The sequence below is a fragment of the Streptomyces physcomitrii genome, assembly GCF_012273655.1.
In the GTDB taxonomy this organism is placed as follows: Bacteria; Actinomycetota; Actinomycetes; order Streptomycetales; family Streptomycetaceae; genus Streptomyces; species Streptomyces physcomitrii.
The window spans coordinates 284,558-296,751 of the sequence record NZ_JAAWWP010000008.1; the positions used below are offsets into that span (position 1 = coordinate 284,558).

4 protein-coding genes are annotated in these 12,194 nt (G+C 75.4%); 2 read left to right on the top strand and 2 right to left on the bottom strand.

The annotated features are described in order from the left end of the window. Positions 1 to 5 precede the first annotated feature (5 nt). Positions 6 to 7,166: a type I polyketide synthase gene (locus HFV08_RS15845; RefSeq protein ID WP_168539968.1), complete on the bottom strand. Its 7,161-nt coding sequence runs from the start codon at positions 7,164 to 7,166 to the stop codon at positions 6 to 8. Between the two features lie 633 nt (positions 7,167 to 7,799). Between HFV08_RS15845 and HFV08_RS15850 the strand changes: the two genes are divergently transcribed. Both HFV08_RS15850 and HFV08_RS15855 read left to right on the top strand, forming a co-directional pair. Further along, positions 7,800 to 9,458 (top strand): MFS transporter, encoded by a 1,659-nt coding sequence (locus tag HFV08_RS15850; RefSeq protein WP_246341774.1) that lies wholly within the window; start codon positions 7,800 to 7,802, stop codon positions 9,456 to 9,458. 183 nt (positions 9,459 to 9,641) lie between these two features. Further along, positions 9,642 to 10,346, top strand: a complete 705-nt coding sequence (locus HFV08_RS15855) for a hypothetical protein (RefSeq protein ID WP_168539972.1) — start codon at positions 9,642 to 9,644, stop codon at positions 10,344 to 10,346. 112 nt (positions 10,347 to 10,458) lie between these two features. Here the strand turns inward: HFV08_RS15855 and HFV08_RS15860 are convergent, their stop codons facing one another. Further along, on the bottom strand, positions 10,459 to 12,039 hold the full coding sequence (locus tag HFV08_RS15860; RefSeq protein WP_246341775.1) for an alpha/beta hydrolase: 1,581 nt from the start codon (positions 12,037 to 12,039) through the stop codon (positions 10,459 to 10,461). Positions 12,040 to 12,194 lie beyond the last annotated feature (155 nt).

Consider the following 12,194-nt stretch of genomic DNA (forward strand, 5'->3'; position numbering starts at 1 on the left):
GCCGGTCACCAGCCGGAGGCGGTGTAGACCACGGTGTGGCTCTCGGGCGCACCGTAGGCGAGTTCGCGCAGCAGGCTGAGCGGGCCCTCGTCGAGGTCGATCAGCTTGATGCCGCGGGCCGCGTACGAGCGCATCAGCTCGGGGCTGACCATGCCGCCGCCGGTCTCGGAGGCGGCCCAGGGGCCCCAGTGCACGGTCAGCCCGCGCCGCTCGGGGGTGGACCAGCGGCGGCCCAGCTCCTCCAGGGCGTCGTTGGCGCTCGCGTAGTCGCTCTGGCCGCGGTTGCCGAGGGCGGCGGCGATGCTGCCGAACAGGACCGCGAAGCGCGGGCCCTCGGGCAGCCCCTCCACCGCGTCCAGCACCGTGCGGGCGCCGTCCGCCTTGGTGGCGAAGACCCGGGCGAAGGACTCCGGCGTCTTCTCCGAGATCAGCTTGTCCTCGATGACCCCGGCCGCGTAGACCAGCCCGTCCAGGCGCCCGTACTGGGCGTGCGCCTCCTTCACCACGGCGGCGACCGCCTCCGCGTCGAGGACGTCGACCTGGTGGTACTGGGCCTCGCTGCCGAGCGCGGTCAGCTCCGCGAGGGTGGCGCGCACCTCGCGGGCGGCGAGCAGCGCGGAGACGGCGCGTTCGGTCTCGGCGGGGGTGCTGGTGGTCCCCGAGGAGAGCAGGGCGGCGCGCAGCGCGGCCCGGTCGGGGGCGCCCGCGGTGGCGGCGTCCTCGGTCCCGGCGGGTTCCGGGGTGCGGCCGAGGAGGACCAGGCGGCAGCGCGAGGCGGCGGCCAGGGTGCGGGCGAAGCGGGCGGTGATGCCGCGGGCGCCGCCGACGAGCAGCACCACCGAGTCGCGGTCCAGGCCCGCAGCCTCGGCCTCCGCGGCGCCGTCGCCCGCGGGTCCGGCGCCGGTCGCGGCGAGGGCGCCCAGCGGGTCGAGGTCCAGGTCGAGCGCGCGGCGCTCCCGGCCGTCGGTGAGGACCACGGGGTCGGCGCCGGTGGCGGCGAGTTCGGCGTACAGCGCCTTCGCCACCTGCTCCGGGCCGGCCTCGGCGGGGACCTCGACCAGGGTGGCCCGGACCTCCGGGTACTCGCGGGCCACGCTGCGGAAGAATCCGCGCAGTCCGCTGGGGGCGCCGGTGGTGCGGCGGTCGGCGGCGAGCAGCCGGCGCGGGGCCGCGGTGAGCACCCGCTGGAAGAGCGGGAAGGACTCGGGCAGCGTCGGCCCGGACTCCTCCAGGGAGGCGAGGTGGACCACGGCGTCGGCGGTGGCGGTGGGCAGTTCCCCGGCGGGCACCAGATCGGTGGTCACCCCGGCCTCGCCGAGGAGCGCGGCCAGGGCCTCGGCGATCTCGCCGCCGCCGAGCAGCTGCACCCGGCTGCCGCGCTCCGGGGCGCCGGTCACCGGCTCCAGTACGCGTTCGGTGAAGGTCAGCCGCTGCGGGGCGACGACCTGCGCGGACGGTGCCTGCGCCGGCTGCGCGGGCGCGGGGGCGGGCGCGGTCTGCTCGGCGGGGGTCGCGGGTCCGCCGAGGGCGGCGGCGAGCAGTTCGCCGAGCGCGGCGGCGGTACGGGCCGCGCTGAGCTGGTCGAGGTCGGCGGTCTCGGCGGCGAGGCCGAGGCGGGTGCCGAGCTCGCCGGCGATCTCGGTGCGCTTGATGGAGTCGACGCTGAGGTCCGCCTCCAGATCGAGGTCCGGCTCGATCATGTCCACCGGGTAACCGGTCCGCTCGGCCACCACCGCGAGCACGGTCTCCAGTACGGAGGCGGCGCTGACCTCGGGGGCCGCGGCGGGGGCGGGCACGGCCGCGGCGGCGGGCGCCGCGGTCGCGGTGGTGCCGAGGAGCCCGGCGAGCAGTCCCGCGATCGCCTCGGCGGTACGGGCGCCGCTCAGCTCCTCCAGACGGTCGCCGCCCTCCGCGGGCAGCCCGAGGCGGCCCGCCAGCTCACCCGCGATCTCGGTGCGCTTGATGGAGTCGACGCTGAGGTCCGCCTCCAGATCGAGATCGGGCTCGATCATGTCCACCGGGTAACCGGTCCGCTCGGCGACGACCGCGAGGACCGTGTCCAGTACGGAGGCCGCGGGGGCCGCGGGCTCCTGCGCGACGGGGGCGGCGGGCACCGTGACGGGGGCCGTCGCCGGGGCGGGCGCCGTCTGCTGCGGCACCGCCACCAGGGCGGGCGCGGCCGGGCTCGCCGTCAGCTGCGGTGCACCGGCGGGCAGTTCGGGAACGCCCAGATAGGAGAGCAGGACGTCGCGCTGGGCGGCGACCATGTCCCGGCTGCTGCGGAGGAACTCCGCGATCAGCGCCTCGGGACCGGCGGCCGGGGGCTGGGGGCTGGGCTGGTCGAGCACGGTGAACTCCGTCACGGGTCGGGCCGGTTGCAGGGCGCCCGGCGGGATGGTGCCGTCGGCGCGGCGCAGCAGCTGGCCGTCCACGGTCCAGCCCGCGGCGCGCGCGGCGGGAGCGGTCGCCGGGTCGACGGTGTCCCGGCCGGTGAACAGACGACGGGTGCGGACGTCCACGCCGCTGACGGCGAGCCGGGCGAGGGCGGTGAGCAGCCCGCCGAGTCCGGTGTCGCGGCCGTCCTCCAGGGGGACGGTGCGGTGCGGGCGGTCGCCGAGCACGGCGGCCACCAGGCGGCTGAGCACCTTGCCCGGGCCCACCTCGACGAAGACGCGCGCGCCCGCCTCGTACATCGCCTCGATCTGGGCGGCGAAGCGGACCGGGGAGCCGATCTGCTCCACCAGTTCGCGCCGGATGCCGTCCGCGTCGGCGGGGTAGGGCGCGGCGGTGCGGTTGGACCAGACGGGGAACGCCGGTGCGGGCAGCGGGAGTCGGTCCAGGTGGGCGCCGAAGTCCTCGCCCGCCCCGGCGAGCAGCGGGCTGTGGAAGGCGCAGGCGACCTTGAGCTGCTTGGCCTGGTGCCCGGCGTCCTTCAGGTGCACGAGGGCGGCGGCGACGGCCTGGGTCGGGCCCGAGACAACCGTCTGCTCGGGCGAGTTGTGGTTGGCGGCGACCACGTCCCCGTCGAGACCGGCGAGCCGCAGCACCTCCTCGACCTGCTCGGCGCCCGCGCCCACGGCGGCCATCGCGCCCGGGTCCTCGGCGGGCACCCGGCCGAGGATGGCCTCGGCGCGGGCGGCGCTGGCGGCCAGCAGTTCCTCCGCGTCGAAGGACCCGGCGGCGGCGAGGGCGGCCAGTTCGCCGTAGCTGTGCCCGCCCGCCATGGCCGGGCGCACCCCGAGCGAGGCGAGCAGCTCGGTGGCGGCCAGCGCGGTGATGCCGAGCGCGGGCTGGGCGACGGCGGTGTCGGTGACCCGCTCCTGCTGCCGGGCCCGGCTCTCCGCGTCCAGCGCGGCGGGCGGGAAGAGCAGGTCGGCCCAGCGGGCGCCGCGGTGCAGATGGCTGTGCAACTCGGGGAAGGCGACGAAGAGTTCGGCGAGCATCCCGGGCCGCTGGCTGCCCTGGCCGGGGAAGAGGAAGGCCACCTCGCCGGCGCGCACCTCCTCCTCGACCGCGCCCGCGGTGTGGATGCCCTCGGCGGGGGCGTGGGCGCCCCCGGCGGCCCGGCGCAGCAGCTCCGGCAGCGCGTCCAGGTCGCGGGCGACCACGGCGATACGGACCGGCTCGCCGCGCAGCGCGGACTGGTCGCTGCGCCAGGAGGCGTGCCGCGCCAGGTCCCGCAGACGCACCGGGCCGCTCTCGCCGAGCAGCTTCAGCAGTGCCCGTACGGACTTGCGGGCGGCCTCCTCGTCGCGGCCGCGGAAGGTGAACAGCTCGGCGGGCCAGGCGTCCAGGGCGTGCGCCTCGGGGGCCTGCTCGTGGGCGCGGAGCACCACGTGGAAGTTGGTGCCGCCGAAGCCGAAGGCGCTGACGCCCGCGACCCGGTCGGCGGGCTCGGCGCTCCAGGGCGCCGCCGCGGTGTGGAAGGCGAAGGGGCTGCTGCCCTGCTCCCAGGCCGGGTTGGGCTCCTTGAGGTGCAGGGTCGGCGGCTTCACCCCGTGGTAGAGGGCGAGGGTGGTCTTGATCAGTCCCGCCAGGCCCGCGGCGCACTTGGTGTGCCCGATCTGGGACTTGACCGAGCCGACCGCGCAACTGCCGGGCTCGGCACCGGACTCGGTGAACACCTCGGTGAGGGTGGCGAGTTCGGTGCGGTCGCCGACGACGGTACCGGTGCCGTGCGCCTCGATCAGGCCGACCTCGGCGGGCGAGATGCGGGCGTTGCGGTAGGCGCGGGTCAGGGCGGCGCGCTGGCCCGCGGGGCGGGGCGCGGTCAGGCCGAGGGCGCGGCCGTCGCTGGCGCTGCCGACCCCGTCGATGACCGCGTAGACGCGGTCGCCGTCGCGCTCGGCGTCCTCCAGGCGCTTGAGGGCGACGCAGGCGACACCCTCACCGAGGGCGATGCCGTCGGCGGACGCGTCGAAGGTGGCCGAGCGGCCGCTCGGCGAGAGGGCGTGCACCGAGGAGAAGAGCAGGTAGTCGTTGATGCCGTTGTGCAGGTCGGCGCCGCCGCAGAGCACCAGGTCGCTGGTGCCGGTGGCGAGTTCCTTGCAGGCGGCGTCCACCGCGGTCAGCGAGGAGGCGCAGGCCGCGTCCACGGTGTAGTTGGCGCCGCCGAGGTCGAGCCGGTTGGCGATGCGCCCGGCGATGACGTTGGCCAGCATGCCGGGGAAGGAGTCCTCGGTCAGCCGCGGCAGCTGCTCGTCGAGGCCGGGCGGCACGGCGCCCGCGTAGGCGGGCAGCACGGTGCGCAGGGTGGTGGCGTTGGACAGGTCGCTGCCCGCCTCCGCGCCGAAGATCACCGAGGTGCGGCGGTGGTCGGCGGCGGGCCCCTCGTACCCGGCGTCGGCGAGGGCGCGGCGGGCCGCCTCCAGGGCGAGCAGCTGCACCGGCTCGATGCTGGGCAGGGAGGCGGGCGGGATGCCGTAGCGCAGCGGGTCGAAGGGGATCTCGGGCAGGAAGCCGCCCCAGCGCGAGGGGGTGCGCTCGCCCTCCCCGTCGGGGGCGTAGTACAGCTCGGGGTCCCAGCGGTGGGCGGGCACCTCGGTGACGCTGTCCCGGCCCTCGACGATGTTGGCCCAGAACTCCTGGAGGTCCTTGGCTCCGGGGAACATCGCGGCCATGCCGACGACCGCGATCCGCAGCGGCGGCGGGGCGCTCTCCTCGCTCGGCTCCCCGGCGGCGGGGCGCAGTCGGGCGGTGCGCTCGCGCAGCCACTCCCCCGCGCCCGCGGTGACCGAGGCGTGCAGCTCGGCGATGCCGGTGGTCGCGGAGCGCAGTACCGAGACCTCCCCGGCCATGAACATGCCCTCGGCGGCCTGGCGTTCCTCGTCGACCCGGCGCAGTTCGGCGCCGACCCGCTCGACGCCCTTGGAGGCGAGCCGCAGCCGTCCGACGTTGAAGCGCTCCAGCTGCTCCCAGGCCTCCCGGTCGGGCACGCCCTCGGCGGCGAGGCGGGTGCGCAGTTCGGCGAAGTCGCGGGTGACGTCGCTGGCGGCGCAGCGGGTGGCGTGGCCCGGGGCGGTCTCCAGGAGGTCGGTGCGCTCGGCGGCGAGGACCTGGCGCTGGAAGAGCGGCTGGATGGCGCCCGCGGAGACGGCCTCCTCGGTGAAGAGGTAGGCGGTGCCCATCAGCACGCCGAATCCGGCTCCGGCCTTCGACAGCGGGGCCGCGACGGCGGCGGCCATGGCGGCCGAGCGGGCGTCGTGGATGCCCCCGGCGAAGAGCACCGTCAGCTCGCGGGCCGCCGACTCCCCCGCCTGGTCGAGGAATTCGGTGAGGACCTCGGTCTGCGCCTCCCAGAGCGGGAAGCTGTTGCGGGGCCCGATGTGGCCGCCGCACTCGGCGCCCTCGAAGATGAACTTGCGGGCGCCCGCCGCCAGGAACTGCCGCAGCAGCCCCGGCGAGGGCACGTGCAGGAAGGCGGAGATGCCCTCGGCCTCCAGGGCCGCGGCCTGGGCCGGACGGCCGCCCGCGATGATCGCGTGGCTGGGCTTCAGTTCGCGTACGACGGCGAGTTGGGCCTCTTTGATCTGCTCGTCGGCGAAGCCGAGGATGCCGACTCCCCAGGAGGTGCCGGGCCCGATCGCCTCCCGGGTGCGCTCCAGCATGGAGCGGGTGCGCTCGGCGTCGGCGAGCGCGAGGGCGAGGAAGGGCAGGGCGCCCTCGGCGGCCACCTTGGCGGCGAAGGCGGGTTCGTCGCTGACCCGGGTCATCGGCCCCTGGGCGAGCGGGAGTCGGGCGCCGAGCGCCCTGGCACCGGCGGAGTCCTCGGCGAGCGCGGCGGCGGGGGTCTCGGCGTCCGCGGAGTCCAGGGCCGCGCGGATCGCGCGGACGGCGTCCAGCACGCGGGTGCCGCGGCGGGCGAAGGAGGCGGCCAGATAGCCGTCCTGGCCGACCGGGAGCAGCCGCTCGCGCGGGTCCTCGGCGGCCAGCGCGCGGTGCACGCCGTCGAGGTCGGCGGGGACCGCGGGCGCCCCGGGTCCGCGCCGGCGCAGCACCCGTACCCCGTGCACGAGCACGCTCTCGGAGCCGTCGAGGGAGGCCAGCGCCTCGGTGGTCTCGGCGGGCGGCTCGGCCTCGTCGAGCAGGGCGAGCTGGATGTCGAGCACCACACCGGCGGCGCCGCCGAGCACGGCAGCGGCGGCGGTACGGGGCCCGATGCCGCCCCAGGCCCAGACCGGCACCGTGATCTCGGGGTCGGCGAGCAGGCGCTGGAGCAGCACGAAGGTGCTCAGCTCCCCGGCGCGCCCGCCGCACTCCTGGCCGCGTACGAGGAGCCCGGCGGCCCCGGCGCGTACCGCCTCGGCGGCCTCGGCGGGGCTGACGACCTCGGCGAGGACGCGGCGCCCGGGGAACTCCGCGGGCGAGCGGGCGGGGTCGGCGAGCAGCACCGTCTCGGCGCGGGCGGGCAGCTCGGCACCGGTGAGCGGGGTGCCGGGGCGGATCCGTACGCCGAAGGGGCCCGCGCACCAGTCGGCGGTGCGGGCCAGCAGGGCGGCGGCGCGGCGGTCGGGCCCGTCCGGCAGTTCGAGCACGCCGAGGGCGCCGGCGCGGCAGGCGGCGGCGGTCAGGCGTGGCGACGGACGGTGCAGCGGGTTGACCGCGATGACCGAGTCCGTCAGCAACTCTGAGGACTCAGAGGACACATGGGGGGACGGCGTCCGCATGGGAGTCTCCGGTGTGGGGGGTGGTGCGCGGTAGTCAACTGGCGGCTCTCCATACGGTCAAGCCGCGACTCTGCGTGATTACCGGAAGCTCTCTACGCGCGTCATGCAATTCCGGACACGCAATAGCGGACACAGTGCGTCGCGACGAGCCCTTTCGTATGCCGAACTTTCCGACGTCGGCCAGCACGTCGTAAACACGCCACGTGTCGGTAACACGGTCTTCTCATTTCGGGCTCTGACCTGTGCGGTAAATCACACGAACTGCTAGGGAAAACACGCAACCACTGAGCGAATGCGCACACTCCGTAATGCTCAGGCGACAATTCCCCCCACTTGTGGCGTTCCCGCGGCGACGAATGGGGTATCCCGCGCAACTGTCCGTGCCGAGCCGGGGCCCGACCACCCGATTTCGGCCCCGCGGCAGCGAACTCCCGCACATCTCAGCAAAGTTGAGAATTTCTCGGCTCTGTCCGCGGATACCCCCGCCGACGCGGCGGAACGCCGTCCGCCACCCTCCCCGACCTCGCGTTCCCGGCTCGCGGACGCACCCGGGTCCACCCCCTGAGGTACGGCTTTCCCGCTCACCCCGGGGCCCACATGCGCCCCCTGGGCCCCAGGTTCACAATGGCGCCTATGAGTGACATAAGCGACACCGAGGACGGCCGCAGTCCTCCGGCCGCCTCCGGCGCCCCGCACCAGACGCTCGCTCTCGCGGCGATGCTCTTCGCGGTGTCGATGACCTTCATCGACCAGACCATCGTCAGCATCGCGGCGCCCAGCATCATCGACGAACTCTCCCTCTCCTCCTCCGGGATGCAGTGGGTGATCAACGCCTATCTGCTCTCCCTGGCCGCCTTCTTCGCGCTGGGCGGGCGGCTCGCGGACATGCTCGGGCACCGCCGCGTGATGCTGACCGGCACCCTCGTCTTCGTGCTCTCCTCGGTGCTCTGCGGCTGTGTGCCCAAGGGCGACCTCGCGCAGAGCTGGCTCATCGTCTTCCGCGCCACCCAGGGCCTCGGCGCGGCCCTGATGTTCCCGGCCGCGCTCGCCGTGGTGGTCGCCGTCTTCCCGGTCGGCAGGCGCGGCCGGGCCCTCGCCCTCTTCTTCGGGCTCTCCGGCGCGCTCACCGCGATCGGCCCGCTGCTCGGCGGCTGGCTCACCGACTGGACCTGGCGCGCCATCTTCTGGGTCAACGTCCCGGTGGCGGTCGTGGCCATCGCGCTGACCCTCAGGGCCCGGATCCCGGACACCCGCCGCCCCGAGAAACTCGACCTGGTCGGCGCCTTCCTGGTGGTCACCGGCATGGGGCTGAGCGTCCTCGGCCTCCAGCAGTCCGCCGCCTGGGGCTGGGACAGCGCGGCCACCTGGGTCTGCCTGCTCGGCGGCCTGCTCGTGCTCGCCCTGTTCTGCCGGTACGAGCTGAAGGCCGAGCACCCGCTGATCCGGCTCCAGGTCTTCCGCGACAAGGCCTTCGCCGTCGACAACCTGGTGCTGTTCTTCGCCATGACGGCCTTCGTGCCGCTGTTCTTCTTCATGTCCGTCTACGCGCAGGTCTCGGTCAGCGCCTCGCCCAACCAGGCCGCGCTGTACATGCTCTACTTCTTCGCCGGTTTCGCGATCGCCTCCCAGTGGGGCGGCCGGATCCTGGACCGGCGGGGCGCGCGCCCGGCGATGAAGGCGGGCACCGCGCTCGCCGCGGTCGGCTTCGCCCTGTGGGCGAACAAGCTCACCGACCTCTCCTTCCACGACCAGTGGCCCTACGCCGCCATGGCGGGCGCGGGCATCGGCCTGATGCTGGCGCCGACCTCCACCGACGCCGTCAACCGCTCCCTGAACGCCTCCTACGGCGAGGTCACCGGCATCACGCAGACCGTGCGCAACTTCTCGGCCAGCGTGGGCATGGCCGTCTTCAGCACGGTCCTCACCCACGCCACCACCGACCACGTCGAGGACACCCTGACCTCGCGGGGCCTGCCCGAGGGCGCCTCCCGCCAGGCGGCACGCGACGTCGCCGAGTCCGTCACCGGCAACCCCGACGCCCAGCAGCCCAGCGGCGACGGCCCGGTGGCCACCGTGATGCGCCGGTCCATGGACGCCGTCCGGATGGACTTCGCCGAGGCCAACCAGTGGGTCTTCTACGGCATGGCGATCGCCTGCGCCCTCGCCTACCTCTGCGCGATCCGGCACCCGGGGACCCGGGTCACCGAGAACGCCACCCTGGACGCGGAACCGGGCCCGGGCGAGGACAAGCCGGTTGGCACCGCCAAGAGGAGCGGTACGGACGGCAGTTGAGGCCGGGGCGCCCGGCCGCGCCAGGGGGTGCCGCCGCCACCGCCGGGGTGCGCCCCCACTTCCCGGGACCGTCCGCCGGGCGGATAATCCGGCGTACGGCCTCGGGCGGTACGTGCCCACGCGGGACCGCCCGGCCGCGGACGCGCGACCGCGCGAGGACCGAGGCGTACAGGGGGGCAGCAGGTGGTCGGTGCACCGCGGCGGACGGCCGCCGCCCTGGCCCTCACCGCGGGCGTCCTCCTCGCGGGTGCGGCCTGCACCTCCGGCACCGAGCACTCCGGCGGCACCGAGCACTCCGGCGGCTCCGAGCGCTCCGGCGACTCCGAGCCGCCCGCGACCCGGGACGTCGACCCGGCCACCCGGGGCTTCCCCACCCCGCCCCCGGTGATCACCCGCAGCCCGGCCGAGGCCTGCGGCCAACAGCCGTACGTGGCCGGGTCCTTCGACGCGAAGGCGGTGCGCGCGTACACGCCGCGGGGTCCCGCCTACCGGGGCCCCGGGCCGCACCCGGTCCGGCTGCTGCGGGCGGACTCGGCGGAGGGCGGTCCCGAACTGCCCCATCAGTGGGCGCCGCCCGGCGGGGTGCAGCTCGTGGTGTGCGAGTACGAGGACACCGACTTCGCCGAACGGCAGGTGGGCACCTGCGAGTACCTCGGCGGCGACGCCCTCGGCGGCACCTCGCGGGTGGAGTCCGCCCGCTGGGTCTACCGCGTCTTCGAGGCCCGGACGGGCACGCCGGTACGGGAGTTCACCCTGCCCGGCACCACCACCCCGGAGCGGACCTGCCCGAAGACCGCCCTCGCCCCGGGCGGCGCCCTCTACCGGCAGCAGGTGGAGAGCGCGGACCTGCGGGCCAGGATCGGGCCGCTGTACCGGGGCGCACGCTGACCGGACCGGCGGCGGCCCCGGACAGGTCCGGGCGCCCGGCAGCCGCAGCCGGGCGCCCGGCGGGCGGCGCGCGGCTCAGGCCCGGGCGCCGCCCGGCTTCGGGGAGTCGGGATCAGCAGACCGTGCCCGCGCGGACCTTCTCGCGGTACAGGAAGTAGTCGTCCACGATCCGGCCGACGCAGGAGCCGCCGCGGCCGTAGGCGGTGTGCCCGAGGCCCTGGTAGGTCAGGAGCATCGCCTTCGGCAGCTGCCGGGCCAGACTGCGCGCCTCGTGGTACGGGGTCGCCGGGTCCCCGGTGGTGCCGATCACCAGGGCCGGGGCCAGGCCCGGGGCCTTGGCGCGGTGCGGCTTCACGGTGCCCCGGGGCCAGGTGCGGCAGCTCATCTCGTCCACCACGGTGGAGGTCCCGAAGACCCCGGCCTCGCGGTGGGCCGCGGCCATCACCTTCCAGTAGGCGCTCGCGGACCTCGGGTGCGGTATGTCGAGGCAGTTGACGGCGAGCAGGGCGGCGTCGCTGTTGTCGGGGGCCCGCCCCGCGGCCCGGCCGCCCACCGACTCCCTTGCGGCGCCCGGGAGTTGAGCACCCCCCTCGTCCCCGGCGGTCGGCTCCTCGCCCCCGGCCAGCTTCACCAGGCCGGTGCCGTCGCCCTCGTCGTAGGCCTGCCAGAGGGCGTCGGAGAGGTCCTCCCACTGGTCCTCGGGGGCGTACATGGCGAGCGTGACCGCCGCGTTCAGGGTGCGGCTGTCGAGGGTGGTGTCCGCCCCCGGCGCGGGCAGCGGCTCACGCGCCGTCTCCGCGTAGAGGGTGTCCACCACCTCGCGTATCTCCCGCGGGGTGGTGCCCGGGCAGCTGTCGCCCGCGAAGTCGGCGCACTGCCGGGCGTAGTCGTCCACCGACCTGCGGAAGGCGGTGCCCTGGCTCAGGGCGCGCTCGTACCAGTCGAGGCTCGGGTCGACCGCCCCGTCCAGGACCATGGTGCGCACCCGGCGCGGGAAGAGCTCGCCGTAGGTGGTGCCGAGGCTGGTGCCGTACGACCAGCCGAGGAAGTTCAGCTTCCGGTCGCCGAGGGCGGCGCGCAGGACGTCCATGTCACGGGCGGCGTCGGGGGTGCCGACATGCGGCAGCACCGAGCCGCTGCCCCGGCGGCAGCCCCGGGACTCGGCGTCGGCGCTCGCCAGCGCGGCCCGCCGCTGCTCGCCGTCCCTCGGGTAGAGCGCGACCGGCGCCTCCTCCTCGGCCCCGCCCTCGGGCTCCTCGCCGCCGTCCCAGTCGCAGCTCACGGCGGGCTTGCTGCCGCCCACCCCGCGCGGGTCGAAGGAGACGATGTCGAAGCGGGCCCGCACCCGCTTGCCGAAGCTCGCCGCGGTGCCGCCCTTGAGGTCCTCGACGCCGGAGGCACCGGGCCCGCCCGGGTTGTAGACGAGGGAGCCGAGGCGCCGCTTCGCGTTCTCCGCCGGGTGCTTGACCAGCGGCAGTGTGAAGGTGCGCCCCGTGGGCCGGGAGTAGTCCATCGGCACCTTGAGCGAGGCGCACCGCAGCCCGTCGCCGCAGGCCTTCCAGTGCGGCTTCTGCTGGTAGTAGGTGCGCAGCTCGGGGGCGTGCGCCGGGTCCGTGCGCGCCTTCTGCGCGCCGTCCGCGGAGGCGAACTGGCAGGAGGTGAGCAGCAGGGAACCGGCCGCGGCGAGCGCCATCAGGGCGGCCGGGCGTCGGGAACGTCGAGTACGTCGAGCAGGTCGAGTACGTCGGGAAGTGGGGGGCATGCTGTTGCTCCGTCGCAGGTGTGAGGGGTGCCCACACCCTGGCGGAGGGAAGCTGAGGTTTTGATGAAGGGCCCCCGGGCCCCGAC

Excerpts from the sequence above, each read along its gene's own strand:
- HFV08_RS15845 (WP_168539968.1), bottom strand. The coding sequence starts at position 7,166 with ATGCGGACGCCGTCCCCCCATGTGTCCTCTGAGTCCTCAGAGTTGCTG.
- HFV08_RS15850 (WP_246341774.1), top strand. The coding sequence starts at position 7,800 with ATGAGTGACATAAGCGACACCGAGGACGGCCGCAGTCCTCCGGCCGCC.
- HFV08_RS15860 (WP_246341775.1), bottom strand. The coding sequence starts at position 12,039 with ATGGCGCTCGCCGCGGCCGGTTCCCTGCTGCTCACCTCCTGCCAGTTC.